Genomic DNA, 19,082 nt, shown 5'->3' with positions numbered 1-19,082 from the left:
GGCAGGTCGCGGCATGATCCGGATACCCGGTGGCAGCTTCGCGATGGGGTCCGAGGAGTTCTTCCCCGAGGAGCGGCCGGTGCGGGTGGTGCGGGTCGATTCGTTCCGGATCGACCCGCATCCGGTGACCAACGCGGCGTTCCGGCGTTTCGTGAAGCAGACCGGATACGTCACGGTCGCCGAACGAACCCCCGCGGCCGAGGACTATCCGGACGCGCGGACGCGGGACCTGGTTCCGGGCGCGCTGGTCTTCCGGCCCACCGGAAGGCCGGTGCGGCTGGATGATTGGCGCCGCTGGTGGCGGTATGTGCCCGGCGCATCCTGGCGGCACCCGCGTGGGCCCGGCAGCACACTCGACGGGCTGGACCGCCACCCCGTCACCCAGGTCGCCTACGCGGACGCGGCCGCCTACGCGGCCTGGGCCGGTAAACGGCTGCCGACCGAGGCGGAATGGGAGTATGCCGCCCGCGGCGGATTGGACGGGGCCACCTACGTCTGGGGCGACGAGTTCGAACCCACCGGCCGCCGCATGGCCAATGTCTGGGTCGGCGCGTTTCCGTGGCAGTTCCACCCCGGCCGGGGCCAGACCGCGAAGCCGGGCACCACAGCGGTCGGCACCTACGCACCCAATGGTTACGGTCTGCACGACATGACCGGCAACGTGTGGGAGTGGACCGTGGATCGTTTCCGTGCCGAGCGTTTGCCGGGAACCTGCTGCGCCCCAGGCGATCCGCCGGGTTTCGCGCTCGAAACAGCAGCAGCGCAACGCTTTTCGCGATACGTGGTCAAGGGCGGATCGTACCTGTGCGCGGCCGAGTACTGCCTGCGGTACCGGCCCGCCGCGCGGCAGGGCCAGACCGAGGACACCGCAACCTGCCATCTCGGGTTCCGGTGCGTCGCGTCCGAAGGGTGAGATCGTGTCGCGCCGGTACCGCAGCGGCCGGCGTGCCGGGGCCGGCCGGCCATGCGATCGCGCTGTGCTACTGTCGCTGGCGTGCAGCGCGCGTATTTCTGGTTTATCTCCCCGGCCCCGGGTGGGCCGGTCGGTGAACCGCGCTGACCCAACCACCCCGAGCCGGACTACCGGCTCGACGGGTATTTCCGCTCGGTGGGCCGGATCTACAGATCAGGAACCCATACGATGACAACCGCAGCCGATGCCGCCGCGAACCCCCTTGCCGATCTGGATGATCGCCGCACCCTGAGCGTGAGCCCGTTGCTCTCGCCCGCCGACGTGCGACGTGCGCACCCGATCGATAACGCCCTCGCGGACGTCGTCCGGGCGGGCCGAAAGGCCACCGTCGACGTGCTCAACGGTGCCGACGACCGGCTGATGGTCGTGGTCGGCCCGTGTTCGGTGCACGATCCGGAGGCCGCGATGGACTACGCGCGGCGACTGGCCGCCAAGGCCGCGGAGCTGTCCGATCGGCTGCACGTGGTGATGCGGGTCTACTTCGAGAAGCCGCGCACCACCCTCGGCTGGAAGGGACTGATCAACGATCCGCACCTGGACGGATCGTTCGACGTCAACACCGGCCTGGGACTGGGACGCCGGCTGCTGGTCGACATCACCGCGCTCGGGCTGCCGGTCGCCTGTGAATTCCTCGACCCGATCACCCCGCAGTACATCGCCGATCTGGTCTCCTACGGCGCGATCGGCGCGCGCACCGCGGCCAGCCAGGTGCATCGGCAGCTGTCCAGTGCGTTGTCCATGCCGGTCGGCATCAAGAACGGCACCGACGGTGATGTGCAGGTGGCGGTGGACGGTGTGCGTGCGGCCGGGGCCAGCCACGTCTTCCCGGGGACCGATCTGGACGGGCGTTCCGCACTGATCCGCACGTCCGGAAATCCGGACTGCCACGTCATCCTGCGCGGCGGCAGCAATGGCACCAACTACGACGCCGCCTCCGTCGCCGAAGCGTGCCTGCGGCTGGAGAAGGCGCAGCTGCCCCAGCGTGTCGTGGTCGACGCCAGCCACGGCAACAGCAACAAGGACCACAACCGCCAGGTCGACGTCGTCACCGATATCGCCGAACGTCTCGCCGCGGGCGACCGCCGCGTCGTCGGCCTGATGATGGAGAGCTTCCTGGTCGCGGGCCGCCAGGACCTGACCCTCGGCCACGCCGCGGACCTCACCTACGGCCGATCGATCACCGACGCCTGCCTCGATTGGGACACCACCGCAACACAATTGGACCGCCTGGCCCAAGCCGCCTAGCTTGCCCGCCTCGCCGCGTCTCGAGCGTGCCGTCGGGGGCACAGGGGCTTTCGTGTCGGGCCGGAGGCAGGGTGCGCGGTGCTTTCGGGCGTGCCCGTGAGTTACCCGTGTGCGACCGAAATCCGTTGTCGCGGAACCCCGGTCGGTCGGCGCCGCGCGGTTCGGGGTGGTGCCGGTCGGCGGGTGGGTGCGAGGTCGAGTTCGGGCGTACGGAGGACTTACCCATGTGGCTGCGAAAACAGTTGTTGTGCGGAGCTTTACAGGGCTCGGGCAGTGATTCGTGGCGTCGGAGTTCCGGTCCGGCGTCATGAACCGCGACTTCCGTTGGCAGGACGGTTGGTCGAATCCGATCCTGCTGGAAGTAGCATCGAGGTGCCGTCTCGGAGAAGCCGGGACGGGGTGGTTTCGGGAGTGCTCGGCGGTGGACCTGGTTCTTTCATGAAACTTGTTGTCGTGCAAGGGGTCTGTTGTAGCTTTGGGTGGATCGCGATGTCCGTGTTCGGTCCGGCGTCACCGGGCGGATTCGGCCGGCCTCGGCGCGAGTGGGTCGGCACGGGCAGGCCAGCGGGTTGGGAGTGGACCGCGACAGGGGGCGGGTGAGCGGGCCAGTATGGGGGCATGATCGGGATGACTGCGGTGGTCGGGGTTCTGGTGGCTGCGTTCGGGCTGGTGCTGACGCCGGGGCCGAACATGATGTACCTGGTGTCGCGGACGGTGTCGCAGGGGCGGCGGGCCGGATTGGTGTCGCTGGGCGGGGTCGCGGTGGGATTCCTGTGCTACCTGGCGGCCGCGGCGGCCGGGATCACGACGATCTTCGCGGTGGTGCCCGAGTTGTACCTGGCGGTGAAGTCCGCCGGGGCGCTGTATCTCGGGTGGTTGGCGTGGAAGACGTTGCGGCCCGGCGGAATATCGGCGTTCGCGCCCAGTGCGCTACCGGCGGATTCGACGCGGCGGCTGTTCGGCATGGGACTGCTGACGAACCTGCTGAATCCGAAGATCGCGATCATGTACATGGCGCTGATCCCGCAGTTCGTGGAGCCCGCGCACGGACGGATCTGGTTGCAGAGCCTGTGCCTGGGCGGGCTCCAGATCGCCGTCGCGCTGACCGTGAACGGCCTGATCGTCCTCGGCGCGGGCGCCATCGCGGGATTCCTCGGCAAACGCCCCGCCTGGCTGCGGATGCAACGCTGGATCACCGGAACCCTGCTCGGAACCATCGCCGTCCTGCTCGCCTCCGATCGAACCCGGCCCCTGGCAGCCGTTTCCTGACCGTCCCGCCCACGCCACGGATCCGCAAATCAGGACCTGCCGCGGAGACAGCCCGCGCAACGGCAGCCGGGTTCCCGGCGTCCGGGGTGCGCATTCCCCCGGCACGCCGACGGCGCGGACGGAGAGGCGGAATCAGTGCGTGAGGCGGCGAACGGCTTCGGTGATGGTTTCCTCCTTCTTACAGAAGGTGAAGCGCACCAGGCGATTCCAGGAGTCGGCGTGATCGGCGAAGGCGGACAGCGGGACCGCGGCAACGCCGAGGCGTTCGGGTAGTTCGCGGCAGAACGTCATGGCGTCGGCGGAACTCAGCGGGGTGATGTCGGCGCAGACGAAATAGGTTCCGTCGCTGCGTTTGACGCCGAATCCGGCTTCGGCCAGCGCCCGGGACAGGCGAACGCGCTTGTCCGCCAGGTCGTCTCGCAACTTCGCGACCCAGGGCAGTTCGTGTTCGAGGGCGTGTGCGACCGCGGGCTGGAACGGGCCGCCGCCGACGAAGGTGAGGAACTGCTTGGCCGCCAGCACGCCGTCCAGCAGTGGCGCGGGTGCGCACGCCCAGCCGATCTTCCAGCCGGTCACGCTGAAGGTCTTCGCGGCGCTGGAGATCACGACGGTCCGCTGGTACATCCCGGGCAGCGTGGCGATGCTGATGTGCTCGTGCCCGTCGAAGGTGAGATGTTCGTACACCTCGTCGGTCACCACGATGAGGTCGTGTTCGTGCGCCAGCTCGGCGATGGCCAGCAGATCCGCGCGGCCGAGCACCGTCCCGGTCGGGTTGTGCGGCGAATTCAACAGCAGTACACGGGTTTTCGGGGTGATCGCGGCCCGCAGGCTGTCCAGGTCCAGCGCGAAGCCGTCGCCGTCGGGCACCAGCCGGGCGGTGCGGCGGGTGGCACCGGCCAACGCGACCGCCGCCGCATAGGAGTCGTAGTACGGCTCGATCAGCACGACTTCCTCGCCGGGCTCGACCAGTCCGAGCACCGCGGCGCTGATCGCCTCGGTGGCCCCCACCGTGACCAGGATCTCACTGTCGGGGTCGTAGCGGGTGCCGTACCGCTCGGCGCGATCCCGCGCGATCGCCTGCCGCAGCACCGGCACACCGCGACCGGGCGGGTACTGGTTGAACCCCTCGGCGATGGCCCGCTCGGCCACCTCGAGCATGGCCGCCGGACCGTCCGAATCCGGAAATCCCTGGCCCAGGTTGACCGCGCCGTGCCGCACCGCCAGTTCGGTCATCTCGGCGAAGATCGTCGAGGCGAACGGGCGCAAGCGGGCGACGGTCGGCGGATTTCGCATGGTCACAAGGTAGCGCGTGTCAGCCGGAGCTTCAGCGGTGGCGGTGGCCCGGTACCGGCCTACGGCCGGCCCGGCGAGGCGAAGGGCCGCCGTCTGCGGCCCTGTGAGCGACGCCACGGCCGATGCGGCGATCGAGCGCGCGGGATCAGGGAAGACAGCCGGAGTGAACGGTGTTCCACGGGACGGATGGGCGCGCGGCCGATATGCGGCCGGATATATCCGCCGAACGCGGTTCGTCAACCGCTCGAGCAGGTACATTGCGTGCTCAGCCCCGGTGGCGGCGGCCGTGTCGGTCCCATCGGCAAGAATGGACCCGGCCCGCGAACCGCAGGAGGTGCCGTGACAGACGGACCACTCATCGTTCAGAGCGACAAGACCCTCTTGCTCGAGGTGGAGCACGAGCAGGCCGATGCCGCCCGTCAGGCGATCGCGCCGTTCGCCGAGTTGGAGCGCGCGCCCGAACACGTGCACACCTACCGGGTCACCCCGCTGGCGCTGTGGAACGCGCGCGCGGCCGGGCACGATGCCGAGCAGGTCGTCGACGCTCTGGTGAAGTACTCCCGGTACGCGGTGCCGCAGCCGTTGCTGGTGGATGTCGTGGACACCATGGCCCGATATGGCCGGCTGCAGCTGATGAAACATCCCGCGCACGGTCTGGTACTGGTCAGCCTCGATCGCGCGGTGCTGGAAGAGGTGTTGCGGCACAAGAAGATCCAGCCGATGCTGGGTGCCCGCATCGATGACGACACGGTGCAGGTGCATCCGTCCGAGCGCGGCCGGATCAAGCAGATGCTGCTCAAGGTGGGCTGGCCCGCCGAGGATCTGGCCGGATACGTCGACGGTGAGGCACACCAGATCGATCTGGACTTCGGCACCCATGCCTGGCACCTGCGCGATTACCAGGAATTGGCCGCGGATTCGTTCTGGGCCGGCGGCTCGGGCGTGGTGGTGCTGCCGTGCGGCGCGGGTAAGACCATGGTCGGCGCGGCGGCGATGGCCAAGGCCAAGGCCACCACGCTGATCCTGGTGACCAATACGGTCGCGGGCCGGCAGTGGCGGCGGGAGCTGCTGGCGCGCACCTCGCTCACCGAGGACGAGATCGGCGAATACTCCGGCGAACGCAAGGAGATCCGCCCCGTCACCATCGCGACGTACCAGGTCATCACCCGCAAGACCAAGGGTGAGTACCGGCATCTGGAGCTGTTCGACAGCCGGGACTGGGGCCTGGTCATCTACGACGAGGTGCATTTGCTGCCCGCCCCGGTCTTCCGGATGACGGCCGATCTGCAATCGCGTCGCCGCCTCGGTCTCACCGCGACCCTGGTCCGCGAGGACGGCCGCGAGGGCGATGTGTTCTCGCTGATCGGGCCCAAACGGTACGACGCGCCGTGGAAGGATATCGAGGCGCAGGGCTGGATCGCCCCGGCCGACTGCATCGAGGTGCGGGTGACGCTCACCGACGCCGAACGGATGGCGTACGCCACCGCCGAACCCGAGGAGCGCTACAGGCTGTGCTCCACCGCGCGCACCAAACTCCCTGTGGTGGAGTCGATTCTCGCGCGGCACAAGGATGCTCCGAGTCTGGTCATCGGCGCCTATCTGGATCAGCTGGACGAATTGGGTGAACATCTGAACGCGCCGGTGATTCAGGGCTCGACCCGCACCAAGGAGCGCGAGGCGCTGTTCGACGCGTTCCGCAACGGCGAAATTCCGGTGCTGGTGGTGAGCAAGGTCGCCAATTTCTCCATCGACCTTCCCGAAGCGTCTGTGGCAGTACAGGTTTCGGGCACCTTCGGCTCCCGTCAGGAGGAGGCTCAGCGGTTGGGCCGCCTGCTGCGCCCGAAGCACGACGGCGGACAGGCGCACTTCTATTCGGTGGTGTCCCGCGACACGCTGGACGCAGAATATGCTGCGCACCGACAGCGTTTCCTGGCCGAACAGGGGTATGCCTACCGAATCACCGACGCCGACGACCTGTTGGGCCCCGCGATCGGTTAGACCACTCGAGGAACCGGACGGAGGACCTGAACATGGTTGAACGCCCGCCCGGCCGGAGCGAGCCAGGTGCCGGCCCTCTCCACCCGGATCGCCCGCCCGGCGATCAGCGGCCACCCGGCGCGCTCCCTCCGCACAACGCCGAACCCGAGGCCGCGCCCGGGGGCGATTCCAGCCCAACCTCGGCACAGGAGCGAAGCCGGGAAGCGGTGCCACTCACCCATGGCACGTGGCCGCAACGTCGCCCGGATCTGTCCACCTCGGACAATGGCGACTCCGAGGGCGGGGGCAGCGGCGATGCGGGATCGGCGCAGCGTGCGAAGCGTGACGGAGTCCGAGGTCGGCCAGGTTCGCCCATGCCGGACAACGCCGAAGGCCGCGGCCCGGCTCGATTCCGGACTGACGGAGCGGAGGAGGGAAGAATCGAGCCTTGGGAGGCCGCGGCCCGCCGGAGCGAAGCGGATGCGGAAAAGAGAGCGTTCGAATTCGTGGTGGACCGGGAACATGCGCGGGCGGTGAACGAGGTCGTCGCGGACACCCGCAAGCTTCGAGTTCTGGCGTTCACCACGACCGTCGTGCTCGGGCTGGGTACCGCCGGTTTGATCTGGTTGGACCACCCGTATTCGTTCCTGCTGGCCGTCGCCTTCGGGCTCGGCACGGTGACCTCGCTGTTCGTGGCGCTGTGGACGCCGCATCGCGCCCGGATCGAAAAGCTCTATGCCGAGGGCGAACTCGTCCCGGCGATCGTCTCGGATCGGCATCCGCGCGGAGCGCTGCTGCTGGCTCTGGTCAACCTGGCCAAATCCGGTGCGGCGCCGCGCTATGCGTTGATCACCCGTACCGTGCGGTCGCTGCCCGGCCATCGGTCCTGGCCCGGTGAGCAGATCCCGTCGGTGACCGTGCGGGCCGACCGCGCACCGCTGTCGGTGGGCGGATTGCGGCAGTCGGTCGGCGCGATGCCGATCGCCTGGGGCACCCGCGATCCGGAGGTCATCGCCCGTGCCCGCGACGCCATTCCGGCGGCCGAATGGAAACTACTGGCCGACAACCGTTCCCTGGCCGACAAGGTGCGCACCGCCGATTTCGGACGTCTCCTGCTCGATCCGCACCAGTTGCCCGAGGAACTGCGCGGTTAGCCAAAAACCCTTGCGCGCCTTCGTATGATCGAAAGATGCCGTCCGCCGCAAATCTGCTCGCATTCATCGTGGCCGGAACGATCATCATCGTGATTCCCGGTCCTGGCGTCCTGTTCACGGTCGGTCGCGCGCTGACCGATGGCAAACGGGCGGCACTGGTTTCGGTGCTGGGGCATGCCCTCGGCGTGCAGATCATGCTGGCGCTGGTCGCGGCCGGTCTCGGCACGCTGGTCGCGGCGTCCGCGATCGCCCTGACGATCGTGAAGGTCGGCGGCGGACTGTACCTGATCTATATCGGCGCCCAGGCGATCCGGCAGCGGCGATCGCTACGCACTGCGTTGGCCGCCTCGACATCGACGGAGCCGACGGCGCATCGCCGGGTGTTCCGGCAGGGGGTCATCGTCGGGGTGACCAACCCGAAGGCGATCATCTTCTTCTCCGCGATGCTGCCGCAGTTCGTGGATCGCGAGCACGGTTCGGTGCCGTTGCAGATGCTGGCCCTGGGCTGCATATTCGTGTGCATCGCGCTGGTCTCGGACAGCACTTGGGCGCTGCTGGCCGGTACCGCTCGCGATTGGTTCGCGCGGTCGCCGCGGCGTCTGGAGGCCGTCGGCGGCGCCGGGGGCGTAATGATCATGGGGCTCGGCGCGAGCGTGGCGGTCTCGGGTTCGGGCGGATAGCCGACGGTTCGCCTGGTGTGCCGCTCCGGCCTGGGCTTTCGGGTGGGTTAGCATCGACCGTCACCGGAACCGCATGCCGAGAAGGGGGTGGACAAGTCCGCATGACATCGCGCAAATGGGTGTGCGCAGTGCTGTCCGGTGTGTTGCTGGCGGCCGGGTTGTCGATTCCGGCGCAGGCGCGAACGCCTGCCGATCCCCTGGTCGGCGCGCCGGGGCTCGGCGATCCCTACTATCCCGACGACGGCAATGGCGGATACCACGTCGACCACTACGCGGTCGCCATCGATTACGACCCGCCGACACATCACCTGACCGGCGCCGCACGGCTGGACGCGGTCGCCGGCCAGCCGCTGCGCGCATTCACGCTGGACTTCAGCGGCCCTGCCGTGCAACAGGTTTCGGTGAACAATCTGCCCGCCGGATTCGCCCGCAGCGGTGATCACAAGGTGAATGTCACACCGGCCCTGCCGATCCTGCCCGGACTGCCGTTCACCGTGACCGTCCGATACTCCGGCATCGAGTCGAACAACTCCGATCACGGTTGGACCTTCTCGCCCAGTGGCGGAGCGTTCGTCGCGGGTGAACCGCATTCCGCCGCGACCTGGTACCCGCTCAACGACACTCCGCTGGACAAGGCCACATTCGACCTGACCGTGACGGTTCCGCGGGAATGGCAGGTCATCTCGAACGGGCTGCGCGTGCGCGACGAGGTGCACGGCTCGCAGCGGACCGCGCAATGGGCGACGCAGCATCCGGTGCTCGGCTATCTGACCACCGTCGCGATCGATCATCTCGATTTCCTGAATCAGCGTCGTGCCAACGGAACCCCGCTGATCAGCGCCTTCGCCCCGAGGTCGGAGTCGCGCAAGGATCTCGAGCGGCGGCTGCCGGAGGTGCTGGACTTCCTCGAATCCCTCTACGGCCCTTACCCTTTCGAGAGCGGCGGCGGCATCTACGTCGACACCGATCTGCATTTCTCGCTGGAGACGCAGACCCGCCCGATTTATGCCCCGTGGGCCGAACTGCACACGGTCGTCCACGAGAACACCCATCAGTGGTGGGGCAATTCCATGTCGGTGCGGAACTGGTCCGACGTCTGCCTGAACGAATGTTTCGCCAGCTATACCGCCGACTACCTGTGGCCGGAACGCAAGCAGGGCAAGGACGCCGACGCGCAGTACCGCAGCACGCTCGCCGAATACCGCAACCGAGCGGACTTCTGGCAGATCCCGCTGCAGAACCCCGGCGCCGGGAAGGAATTCACCTCGGTCTACTACCGCGGCCCGTTGTTCCTGCACGCGCTGCGCCGCCTGATCGGCGACGGTGTCTTCTTCCCGTCGATCGCCCAATTCGTGCGAGCACACGCCTACGGCAATGCCTCGATGCCGGAGTTCCGCCGGTACATGCAGTCCAGAACCCCGATCGACCTGTCCGGCTTCTTCGCCGCCTGGCTCGACGGCGCGACCCGCCCCGCCGACAGGTTCCTCTACCCGGGTTCTCTGCACACCTGAGCCGACGGTGGCCGTCGGGTGTGGCTGCCGGACAACCGCATTCGATACCGACGTCTGTCGCCGCGGTTCGTGCGATCGGGATTACTCGAGGTGGGGCTCGGCCACGCTTTCCGATGCCGCCTGCGGAACCCGGACCGGAACCGGTTGTCCGCTCGGCTGTTTCGGGCGGTGACGTGTCTGAGCCATCTCCATCGACGCAGCGCATACACCGTGTCGGAGGGTGATGATGGCAAGTGTGTATCGACCGAACAGTCCGTTGGGACAGGTAACGATGCACCACCGTTAACAATTGTGCTTACAATCTGTCCGCACAACGTCTCGAGGGAAGGCCGGACAAATGAATATCTACGGACTCATGCTGCTCAGCAACACTCTGGGCCGGTCCCTCGGATATCTGATGCTCGGCCTGCAGGGCCTGTCCCAGCAGTACTCGACCGACTACTGAGCCTTGCGGTCGGCGCGGGCGGCTACTGATCCACCAGCGCCACGGACGCGATCCGGTGCAGGGTGAAATTCCGCACCGCGCCGGTGACCGGATCCAGGGCGTTCAACTGGCCGCCGGAAACCTGGAGTGGTTCCACGATGCGTTGCGTCGCGACACCCTGGGCGTCGACGTATCCGATGTGCACCGGCCGTCGCACCCGCACGGCCAGCTGAAGCAGGGCCATGGTGGCCGCGGTACTGGTGCGGGAGCCGTCGGAACGCACGGTCCGACCCGATTTCGCCTGTGCCGCAAGTTCTCCGGCACGTAGTTCGGCCACCAGCTGTCCGAGCTGTACGGTACTGGGCAGGCTGGGCCGCCAGGCGTTGCGGGTGTTCGGGCGAGCCGCAATGCGCGCGCCGCGCGGGCGCAGATCGACGATCGCACCCGAGGAGTCTTCCCCGGCCGGACTGAATCCCGCCGCCCGCAGCTCATCGAGGACCTCGGCGAGCGTGGCCTGTGAGATCGCCACGGTCGGTGCGACCGCTCGCAACGCCAACTGCTCGGCCACCGGCGCGGCGAGCACCTCGGCCAGAAGCGCGGGATCCTCACTGCGGACGAAGGATTGGGCGATACCGGCTCGCAGCCGTCCGTGCCGGCGGGCCACATCGTCGATCAGATAGGTCAGCGACTGCGGAACCGGGGTGCGCGAGTACGTGGTGAACAGCTGATGCAGTTCGGCCGCGGTCATCCCGGCGTCCAGGGCGCGCCGCACCGATGTTTCGCCGATCCGGTAAACGGTTGCCGCACCGGCGGATTCGATATCGGCCACCAGCGCGATCCGGCTCTGCAGATCCGGGATGAGCGGTCCGGGGGCGATCACCGTCAGGTCCGCCTGCACCAGCACGTGGTCGACCGGCTCGGGTAACGCCGAATCCATTTCGGCCTCGGCGTTGCGCAACGCCTCCTCGGGGACGGCGGCATCGCCGGACGCGCCGGGGCCGTGCAGTAGCGCGCGTCCGGCGGAGGCCAGCGCGCCACGGCCGATCAGTCCCAGCGTCGCGGCCTCGGCGAGGGTGCGTTCCACGGCGTCGGTGTGAAAGTGCCTGCGCAGACGCGGCTGTCGCCAGGCCAGCACGCGTGCCAGGTCCGCGGCCGAAACCGCGGCGCCCGGCGGGAATTCGGCCAGCAGCCGCAGAATCGCCCGGCGGTCCCGGATCGCGTGCATATTGCGCAATTCCATCGATAGTGCCGCCAGCGGTTTGTCATTGGCGTCGCGCAGACCGATCATCCAGGGGAAGCGGTCCAGTTCCAGCCAGGCGTGCGCGAGGACCACCCAGCGGCGAGCCGGCGAATGTTCGCGCCAGCCGTCGGCAGTGGCCGTGGGTGCCCAGCTGTCGTCCAGCGAGTCGTCCGGCGGGGGTGGTTCAGGAATGCCCTTGTCCAGCAGGCGTGCTGCCGCGAGCACCTCGGCGAGCAGTCCGACGCGGGTCTCCTCGACGCCGGTCTGCTTGGCGATGCGGCGCAACTCCCGAACGCCGAGCCCGCCGGAGCGCAGCGCGGGTGCGGGCGCGGTGCCGAGCACCTCGAGGATGTCCCCGCAGTGCCGCAGCAGTTCGCCCACCTCACCCGCGGCCGCGGCGTTGACGTCGGTGGCGGTGTGCTTGACCGGTGTGGGCCGTGGCGGCACGAGCGCATGCGGATCGGTTACCGGTTCGCGGCGCAGTACCTGCCCGACCGCCGGCGGCAGTTCGACGGTCTCCGCGTCGACCCAGTTCAGCAGGCGATGGGCGAGCAGCCGTTGAATCGGGCGGTCCGGTGCGGTGCCGGGTGCGGCGTCGCGGGTGCGGCCGCGCGGACCGGTGGCGGCCAGTTTGTCCAGCAAAGCGCGTTCGGGAGGACCGATCTCGGTCAGCGCCTCGACGATCTCAGGTTCGGTGAGTGCGTCGGGAAGTTCGGTGGTGCTGCCCAGCTGCCAGGGCAGCGCGTCCTTCGCGGCCGCGACCAGATGCAGCTCCTTCGTGCCCCAGACCAGAGCGCGGGCGGTGAGCCGGGCGACGGACAGATCGACCGTCTTGGCGGGTACCCGATCGCTCAGCAGTTTCTGCAACTGCTTGCGCGGCAGCGGTGCGGCTGTGCGGCTCGGAAAGGCCGCACCGTGCACGGCCAGGGTCTCGATGATCGCGAAATCGAGTGTGTCGAGGTCGTCGCAGACTCGCAGCACCGACGCTCGCTGTTCGGCGCGGGCGGCCAGGACGGCCATTGATCCGGGCAGCGGTACGGCCAGATCCGGGCGCAGTTCCAGCAGGGTCACCAGCTCGTCGTCGGTGCGGGCGGACAACCAGTCGGCCAGCTGGGCGACACCGGCCGTGCCTCGGGCGGCGGGAGCGGCTCCCGTGGGACGGTCGTCCCCGGTCCGGGGCGTGCGGTCGGTCGTGGTCATCCTTTCCAGCCTACGGCGACACGCGGGTGGGCGCTGGGGGACCGGTCGGTGCGCCGAGCGGCCATGGGAGCGTGCGGCGATCGAGGCGGCCGTGCCAGAATGATGCCGTGGTGAACAAATCGAAGAAACCCTACGTCGATAACGGCTGGCCGCAGCTCGACAATGGTGACCATGCGGTCACCGAGCTCTCCTCGACCCGTTCCGGTGGTCTTTCGCCGTTCGGTGAGGACACCGAGCTTCCGGTGCCGGCGGAAGAGATTGCCTACGTGCACCCGCGCACGGTGATCAACCGCTGACCGCGAAACAGAAAAGGCCCCACATCCTTTCGGATGCGGGGCCTTTTCTTGTGTCCCGATAAAAAGCTGAAACGTGCCTCAGGCAGACCGGATCAGTTGGGCAGGAAGCTCTTGTTGGCCTCGAAGAAGTTGATCACGCTGGGATCGAGCTTGACGCCGCTGGCCTTGGCGGCCCGGTAGGCGTCCATGGCCTGCTGCGGCAACTGGATGCCGCGCTGCTGGGCCAGGGTGATGCCCTTGTCGACGGTCTGGAAGACCTGCTGGCTGCCGTCCGGCGCGGCCTGCTGCTGCACGGGGGCCTGCGAATGGGTCGCGATATCCGGCTGAGCCTGCGTGTGCGGCGCGGCCTGCATGTGCGGAGCGGCCTGCTGGGTGGTGGTGCTGGAGGCGGGCGCGGTGCGCTGCGACGGAGCGCTGTGCAGGCCCAGGTGCGAAGAGCAGGAAGGCCAGGCGCCCCAGCCCTGGGTCGCGAGAACCTTCTCGGCGACCGCGATCTGCTGATCCTTGCTGGCGTGCTCGGGGGTCGAGGCGTACTGCGTGCCGCCGTAGGAAGCCCAGGTGCTGGGCGTGAACTGCAGTCCGCCGTGGAATCCGTTACCGGTGTTGATACCCCAGTTGCCTCCGGACTCACACTGCGCGAGCTTGTCCCAGTCGGAGTCCGGAGCCGCGGCGGCGTGACCGGCGAGGGCCACTCCTGCACCGCCCATCATCGCGCTCGTAACGGCGACCTTGGCAACGGTACGGCCGGTGTTGGTCGGCTTGCGATGGCGTCCACTCATATCGGGTGTCTCCCTCTCGTACGCGCCTGCGAGGTGAGCTGTCGGGTTCGGACTGAGAGGCCGTCCGGCCCTGGCTCACCGGGTGGTGCGCCGGGGCTTCACCCCAAGGAATCGGTCGTTTCCGGCCGATTCCGCTTCCCTGCCTGTAGGGAACGTGGGTTCCCCGCCCTCGCCCCTGTCTCCTTGGGGTCCGGTACCCGCGGGGCGAGGTTCGGTGCGGCGGGCCGGTGGCGTCGGGACTGCTCCCGACTGGGATAGACGGTACGACGATCGCCGCGAAAAATCACTATTTGGTAACCGGCGTGTGCGGGCGGGTCGCGCACGCGCCCAACGTGTTCCGCGCGGCTTCGGTGCAGGTTGATGCGTTGTCACGTATGCAAGTACGGTCCGTGACCCGCCCGTGACCTAGCCGTGATGTGATGAACATCACACGTGTAGCGGGATTACGAACAGGGCATTCCTGTTGTCGGCCGAAGGGATCGGTCCCGGAGTCGCGGAGGTTCAGCGCGCCCGGCGGCCGGACCACAGTGCGAACACGGTCGCCAGCAGAAGTCCGCCCGGAGTCGCCACCATCGCGACGAGATAGAGCCACAGTCCCGGATGCGCGTCGGACACCACCGGGGTCAGGAATATGGCGAGGATCGCCAGCAGCCCGATCACGAAAAGGCCGACGGCGACGGGCAGCAGCCGATCCGCGGCGCGCCGCGGGGAACGGTCGGAAGAGGAATCCGGCATTGCTGCACCGTAAAACTGATGTGCTTCGGGAATGGTCACCGGGGTAGACTCGACGCAAATCGCGTCCTGCATGCCTGTGTGGGGCGCGTTCTTTTCGCGAACGCAAGGGCGCCGGACACACCTCCGGCGCCGATGACTGTGCCCGGGCGGTCCGGGCATTCGAAGATGAACGGGTGAGCGCAGTGCCGACCGGCAAGGTGAAGTGGTACGACGTCGAAAAGGGCTTTGGCTTCCTTTCCCAGGATGAGGGGGAGGACGTCTATGTTCGGTCGTCTGCATTGCCCAAGGGTGTCGAGGGGTTGAAGCCCGGGCAACGGGTCGAATTCGGGATGGCGGCCGGTCGCCGTGGCCCGCAGGCGCTGAGCCTCAAACTGCTCGAGCCGCCGCCGTCCGTGCGCGGCGGACAAGGCCAGGGGCACAAGGATTCCGCGCCGCAGCATCCCCGCAAGGGCCCCGACGATCTGCACGGGATGATCGAGGACATGATCACCCTGCTGGAGGCCAAGGTGCAGCCGGATCTGCGCAAGGGCAAGTATCCGGACCGCAAGACCGCCCAGCGCATCGCCGAGGTGGTGCGCGGCGTCGCACGCGAATTGGATCACTGAGCCGATCGGCTCCCGCGGCCCCGGCACGCCTGGTGCGCCGGGGCCGCGGTCTGTCCCGGGCCCGCGCTCAGGCGGTCTTGATCGACCAGGCCTGGTACGGGGTGAAGAATTCGCGGCCGGTCTCGTCGCGGGCGGGCAGCACCAGCTGCAGTTCGATGCCGGCCAGGCGAAGGTCGGGGCTCGGGCGGGACGGGACGGTCAGCGCGAGGGTGCCGGGTGCGAAGTCGCGGTAGGTCTTGACGTCGCGGACCGCGGTCCGATTGTCCGGAAGGACGTACTCGCGCACCATGATCCACGGCGCGTCGGCGATCTTCTTCGGCAGTGAGATCTGCACCGGATGTCCGGCCGGATCCAGTGGCACGGTGATATCGCTCTCCCGGCACTTCATGTTCAGCCGTCCGGAATCGGCGACCCCGGCCACCGTGCAGTACCGGTAGGGGGCCACGGTGGCGGATTTTCCGTGGGCGTACACGGTCAGCGCCGGATCCGGTGTGGTCGTGTTCCGCACGGCCACGATGACGGCGGCGGCGACGGCGACGATCACAACGAGCACGCCCGCCGCGGCCAGCGCGACGATCGTGCGGGGGCTGGGCTTGGTCACGGATTTCCTGTCGCTGGTCGGGAAGCGGCGCCCGGCTCGGAGCCCATCGAGGCCTCCTGCTTGGCGTGTTGCGGTCGGTTGCCGCCCAGACCGGGCAGCAGCGAATGCCCACGGTAGCTCACGAAGGTTTGCGTCAATCCCAGTGCCAGCACCGCGGCGACCACGGTGAAGCCCTCCCACCACGTCGTCGGCAGCAGGACGCCGCCCGCGCCGCCGACCACCCAGGACAACTGCAGCACCGTTTCGGATCGGCCGAATCCCGACGCGATCGACTCGGGCGGCAGATCGTCCTGGATCGAGGCGTCCAGCGAGACCTTCGCCAAGGCGCTGGCGCACGCGCCGACCAGGGTCGCCAGCGCGGCGCCCAGCAGATTGTCGGTCAGCGCCGCGACCACGGCGACGATCGTGCACGCGGCCGTGCACACCAGCACGATCAGAGCCGGACGTCCGAGTTTCATCCGCGCGCCGGTCGCATTGCCCGCGAAGTTGCCGATCGCCGCGGCCGCGCCGACCGCGCCGAGCATCGCGGCCTGCTGCACCGGACGGTGTTCGGTCGATTTCGCCACGAAGGCGACGTAGAAGGTGAGGAACCCGGTGAGCACCCGGATCGCGCTGTTCCCCCACAGTCCGGTCACCACCGACCGGCCCAGCGGCTGACGACGTTTGCTCGGTTTGATCGGCGCCGTGCCGTCCTTGTCCAGGATCTCGCTGTCGCGGTGGTAGCCGAGTGTCGCGGGGACCTCGCCTTCGGTGACCTCCACCCAGGACGGGATGCGCAGGCTCAGATACGTTCCGGCCGCCGCGATGAGGGCGGCGAAGACCAGCGCGCCCGGCGATCCGGCGACCGCGGCGACCGCCCCGGCTAGACCGCCTGCACCCAGCGTGCCACCGACCAGTCCGAAGACGGTGAGCCGAGAGTTGGTGCGTACCAAGTCGATTTCCGGCGGCAGGACGCGCGGGGTCACCGCACTCTTGAGCACCGCGAACGATTTGCTCAGGATCATCATCACCAGGGCCAGCGGATACAGCGCCCACCCGTTGAAGTTGAAGATCAGCACGATCGCGACCACCGCGCGCACGGCGAACGATCCCGACAACGCCAGTCTGCGGCCGCGTTGCAGGCGGTCCAGCATGGGGCCGATCAGCGGGGCGATCACCGCGAACGGCGCGATCGTGATCAGCAGATACAACGCCACCTTGCTCTTGGATTCCGCGGTCTGCGCGGCGAAGAACAACGTGTTGGCCAGGGATACGGCGATGGCGGCGTCCAGGGCGAAGTTGGCCATCGTCGCGTAAACCAGTGCGGTGAGCCCGGATTCGCCGGCACCGTCGGCCTCGGCCGCGCGCTGGAAGGTGCGCAGGCCGCGTCCGGTGAGTTCCACGCTGCGCATCGCCACGACCCGGGTGACGGTCAGCTTGCGCGGCGGCTTGCGGGCGCCGGAACCGGCATCGTCGGCGGGCGGATCGGCCTGCGGCGGGCTGTCGCGCAGCGGCCGGGTCGGCGGCGTATCTCGCGGCGGCGTGTCCTCCGGTCTCGGCGCTTGCCCCGCGGACAGGCGGCGGGTGACGAATTCGGGCACATCCGGCTCGCCGCCGCGCCGCGGCAGGGGCGGCAGCCGATCGCGGGACGCGGTGTGCGGCGGGGGATACCGGTCGTAACCGGGATGTCGCTGAGTGAGCGGAGATTCCTCGCCGTCCCGACGCCCCGGATCTGTGCCGGAGGGTTCACGGGAGGCAGTCACAACGTCGATTCTCCCGCACGCGCGATGAATGCGTGGCCGGGGCCGGGTGTGACCATGCCGTGCGACGCCCGGGTGCGGCGGGAATCGGACGTCGCACGTGGCCGGCCGGTTGCGGCCGGGCGGCAAGTGGTCGATCCCGAGAAGACCGCGGCGGACGCGGGTACGGGTTGCCGCCGAGTGCGGCGCGAGTGTGATTCTGTGCACACCCCGCTTCACCGGCCTCGGTCCGGCACGAATTGCACCTCGAAGGTGGCGGGCCGAGTTCTTGCCGGTGATCGGCGCGGAGGTGGGCGATGTCGTTGAGACATCGAGCCCGGCATGCGGGGCTGGGGACGATCGGCCTGGACTCGGGTTCGGCGGCCGGTTCGCCCTGTCGCGGATTTGCTTTCGGCAGGGGACGGATCGCGCTTCGAAGGCGTTGGCCGGTTCTCGGCGGTGATCGGGCAGCGGCCGGTGCCGGGCGATGCCGTCGGGATGTCGCCCCCGCTTGGGCCGTTTCGGCGAGCTGGTTGTCCGGCCCGGATTTCAGTGGGGCACGAATTGCACTTCGAAGGTGGTGGGCCAGTTCTTGCCCGTGATCAGGAAGTGGTCGGTGCCGGGGATGTCGGCGATGCCGTTGAGGACGTCGGCCCCGGCTCGCTGGGTGGGCGTGAGCAGGCCCGATGCGTCGATATCGCCGAGTACCCGGCCGGAAGCGGGATCGATGTGCAGGATGTGGTCGGTCGGCCAGTCGTTGGCGTAGACGGTGCCGTCGGGGGCGCAGTCGAGTTCGTTGAGGCGGGCGCCGGTGTGATCGGTGAGCCGGACCGACCCGGTCGGGGCGAAGCCGACCGGGTCGCGGAAGGTGAGTGTGCTGGTGCCGTTGCTCATGACCAGGCTTTTTCCGCGTGTGCACAGTCCCCAGCCCTCGCCGTCGAAGTGCACTCGCCGGCGTTCTGCGAGAGTGGCCGGGTCACGGTCGAAGGCGATGCCGTTCTTCCAGGTCAGCTGCCACAGGGTCGTGCCCACGCGGGTGACGCCCTCGCCGAAGTAGTCCGGGTCCAGGTCGATGCGGGCCAGTTCCGCGCCGGTGCCGAGATTCGTCGCGCGCAGACCGGATCTGCCCTCGAGCCCGGTGCTCTCGTAGAGGACATCGCCGTCGATCTCCAGGCCCTCGGTGAACGCGGTGTGGTCGTGTGGGCGGGTTGCCAGCACCTTCACCCCCAGGCGCGGGGTGTTGTCGAGCACATCACATCCGGTCGCGGCACACAGCGCCACTGCCAGCACGATCAGCCCTGTCGCGGCCAACGAACGGGGTTTGCGTTCCATGCGGCAAAATGTAGGGCGTGAGCGCAGTTTCTGTTTCGGAGCCCGATGTG

At 68.5% G+C, this 19,082-nt stretch carries 16 protein-coding genes and 1 riboswitch; of the genes, 9 read left to right on the top strand and 7 right to left on the bottom strand.

What is annotated here, in order from left to right; all coding sequences use genetic code 11:
- Window positions 1-13: 13 nt before the first annotated feature.
- From AC5WS7_RS23065 to AC5WS7_RS23055, 3 genes are all read left to right on the top strand, one after another.
- A complete protein-coding gene (locus AC5WS7_RS23065) occupies window positions 14-913 on the top strand; it encodes a formylglycine-generating enzyme family protein (protein ID WP_495956640.1) in 900 nt (299 codons plus the stop codon).
- A 228-nt stretch (window positions 914-1,141) separates the two neighbouring features.
- Window positions 1,142-2,218, top strand: coding sequence for a 3-deoxy-7-phosphoheptulonate synthase (locus AC5WS7_RS23060; RefSeq protein WP_495956639.1), 1,077 nt, complete (start codon window positions 1,142-1,144; stop codon window positions 2,216-2,218).
- A 618-nt stretch (window positions 2,219-2,836) separates the two neighbouring features.
- The gene (locus AC5WS7_RS23055; RefSeq protein ID WP_495956638.1) at window positions 2,837-3,487 is read left to right on the top strand and encodes a LysE family translocator; all 651 of its coding nucleotides are present in this window, start codon (window positions 2,837-2,839) and stop codon (window positions 3,485-3,487) included.
- A gap of 132 nt (window positions 3,488-3,619) precedes the next feature.
- On the opposite strand, the gene AC5WS7_RS23050 is transcribed toward AC5WS7_RS23055, so the two are convergent.
- Window positions 3,620-4,780, bottom strand: coding sequence for a pyridoxal phosphate-dependent aminotransferase (locus AC5WS7_RS23050; protein ID WP_495956637.1), 1,161 nt, complete (start codon window positions 4,778-4,780; stop codon window positions 3,620-3,622).
- A 339-nt stretch (window positions 4,781-5,119) separates the two neighbouring features.
- On the opposite strand from AC5WS7_RS23050, the gene AC5WS7_RS23045 reads away from it, so the two are divergent.
- The 4 genes from AC5WS7_RS23045 to AC5WS7_RS23030 all read left to right on the top strand — a co-directional run bounded on the left by AC5WS7_RS23045 (window position 5,120) and on the right by AC5WS7_RS23030 (window position 10,102).
- Window positions 5,120-6,778: a DNA repair helicase XPB gene (locus tag AC5WS7_RS23045; protein ID WP_495956636.1), complete on the top strand. Its 1,659-nt coding sequence runs from the start codon at window positions 5,120-5,122 to the stop codon at window positions 6,776-6,778.
- A 485-nt stretch (window positions 6,779-7,263) separates the two neighbouring features.
- A complete protein-coding gene (locus AC5WS7_RS23040) occupies window positions 7,264-7,911 on the top strand; it encodes a DUF3239 domain-containing protein (RefSeq protein WP_495956635.1) in 648 nt (215 codons plus the stop codon).
- A 35-nt stretch (window positions 7,912-7,946) separates the two neighbouring features.
- Window positions 7,947-8,591, top strand: a complete 645-nt coding sequence (locus tag AC5WS7_RS23035; protein ID WP_495956634.1) for a LysE family translocator — start codon at window positions 7,947-7,949, stop codon at window positions 8,589-8,591.
- 101 nt (window positions 8,592-8,692) lie between these two features.
- Window positions 8,693-10,102 (top strand): M1 family metallopeptidase, encoded by a 1,410-nt coding sequence (locus AC5WS7_RS23030; RefSeq protein WP_495956633.1) that lies wholly within the window; start codon window positions 8,693-8,695, stop codon window positions 10,100-10,102.
- A 467-nt stretch (window positions 10,103-10,569) separates the two neighbouring features.
- On the opposite strand, the gene AC5WS7_RS23025 is transcribed toward AC5WS7_RS23030, so the two are convergent.
- Complete coding sequence (locus tag AC5WS7_RS23025; protein WP_495956632.1) at window positions 10,570-12,966, bottom strand: helicase-associated domain-containing protein; 2,397 nt, start codon at window positions 12,964-12,966, stop codon at window positions 10,570-10,572.
- Between the two features lie 107 nt (window positions 12,967-13,073).
- On the opposite strand from AC5WS7_RS23025, the gene AC5WS7_RS23020 reads away from it, so the two are divergent.
- Window positions 13,074-13,262 carry a hypothetical protein gene (locus AC5WS7_RS23020; RefSeq protein WP_495956631.1) on the top strand — a complete coding sequence of 63 codons (189 nt, stop codon included), beginning with the start codon at window positions 13,074-13,076 and terminating at the stop codon, window positions 13,260-13,262.
- Window positions 13,263-13,354: 92 nt separating this feature from the next.
- Here the strand turns inward: AC5WS7_RS23020 and AC5WS7_RS23015 are convergent, their stop codons facing one another.
- Together AC5WS7_RS23015 and AC5WS7_RS23010 are read right to left on the bottom strand one after the other, a co-directional pair.
- A complete protein-coding gene (locus AC5WS7_RS23015; RefSeq protein ID WP_495956630.1) occupies window positions 13,355-14,041 on the bottom strand; it encodes a resuscitation-promoting factor Rpf1 domain-containing protein in 687 nt (228 codons plus the stop codon).
- 8 nt (window positions 14,042-14,049) lie between these two features.
- Window positions 14,050-14,247, bottom strand: a riboswitch (cyclic di-AMP (ydaO/yuaA leader).
- Window positions 14,248-14,542: 295 nt separating this feature from the next.
- Window positions 14,543-14,776: a hypothetical protein gene (locus AC5WS7_RS23010; protein ID WP_495956629.1), complete on the bottom strand. Its 234-nt coding sequence runs from the start codon at window positions 14,774-14,776 to the stop codon at window positions 14,543-14,545.
- Window positions 14,777-14,958: 182 nt separating this feature from the next.
- Between AC5WS7_RS23010 and AC5WS7_RS23005 the strand changes: the two genes are divergently transcribed.
- Entirely contained in the window at window positions 14,959-15,381 is a 423-nt protein-coding gene (locus AC5WS7_RS23005; RefSeq protein ID WP_495956810.1) for a cold-shock protein, read from the top strand.
- Window positions 15,382-15,448: 67 nt separating this feature from the next.
- Here the strand turns inward: AC5WS7_RS23005 and AC5WS7_RS23000 are convergent, their stop codons facing one another.
- The 3 genes from AC5WS7_RS23000 to AC5WS7_RS22990 form a co-directional block, all read right to left on the bottom strand.
- Entirely contained in the window at window positions 15,449-15,982 is a 534-nt protein-coding gene (locus AC5WS7_RS23000) for a DUF2771 domain-containing protein (RefSeq protein WP_495956628.1), read from the bottom strand.
- On the bottom strand, window positions 15,979-17,724 hold the full coding sequence (locus AC5WS7_RS22995) for an MFS transporter (RefSeq protein ID WP_495956627.1): 1,746 nt from the start codon (window positions 17,722-17,724) through the stop codon (window positions 15,979-15,981). The genes AC5WS7_RS23000 and AC5WS7_RS22995 overlap by 4 nt, the downstream gene beginning before the upstream one ends.
- 525 nt (window positions 17,725-18,249) lie before the next feature.
- Window positions 18,250-19,032, bottom strand: coding sequence for a glutaminyl-peptide cyclotransferase (locus AC5WS7_RS22990; RefSeq protein ID WP_495956626.1), 783 nt, complete (start codon window positions 19,030-19,032; stop codon window positions 18,250-18,252).
- Between the last annotated feature and the right edge of the window lie 50 nt (window positions 19,033-19,082).

This window comes from Nocardia sp. PLKS1-43, from assembly GCF_059510335.1.
The sequence above is the reverse complement of the archived record's forward strand: the minus strand, read 5'-3'. Positions and strand labels throughout refer to the sequence as shown.

Bases quoted from the DNA above. Each gene is read 5' to 3' on its own strand.
- AC5WS7_RS23065 (WP_495956640.1), top strand. From the start codon at position 14: ATGATCCGGATACCCGGTGGCAGCTTCGCGATGGGGTCCGAGGAGTTC.
- AC5WS7_RS23060 (WP_495956639.1), top strand. From the start codon at position 1,142: ATGACAACCGCAGCCGATGCCGCCGCGAACCCCCTTGCCGATCTGGAT.
- AC5WS7_RS23055 (WP_495956638.1), top strand. From the start codon at position 2,837: ATGATCGGGATGACTGCGGTGGTCGGGGTTCTGGTGGCTGCGTTCGGG.
- AC5WS7_RS23050 (WP_495956637.1), bottom strand. From the start codon at position 4,780: ATGCGAAATCCGCCGACCGTCGCCCGCTTGCGCCCGTTCGCCTCGACG.
- AC5WS7_RS23035 (WP_495956634.1), top strand. From the start codon at position 7,947: ATGCCGTCCGCCGCAAATCTGCTCGCATTCATCGTGGCCGGAACGATC.
- AC5WS7_RS23030 (WP_495956633.1), top strand. From the start codon at position 8,693: ATGACATCGCGCAAATGGGTGTGCGCAGTGCTGTCCGGTGTGTTGCTG.
- AC5WS7_RS23025 (WP_495956632.1), bottom strand. From the start codon at position 12,966: ATGACCACGACCGACCGCACGCCCCGGACCGGGGACGACCGTCCCACG.
- AC5WS7_RS23015 (WP_495956630.1), bottom strand. From the start codon at position 14,041: ATGAGTGGACGCCATCGCAAGCCGACCAACACCGGCCGTACCGTTGCC.
- AC5WS7_RS23010 (WP_495956629.1), bottom strand. From the start codon at position 14,776: ATGCCGGATTCCTCTTCCGACCGTTCCCCGCGGCGCGCCGCGGATCGG.
- AC5WS7_RS22990 (WP_495956626.1), bottom strand. From the start codon at position 19,032: ATGGAACGCAAACCCCGTTCGTTGGCCGCGACAGGGCTGATCGTGCTG.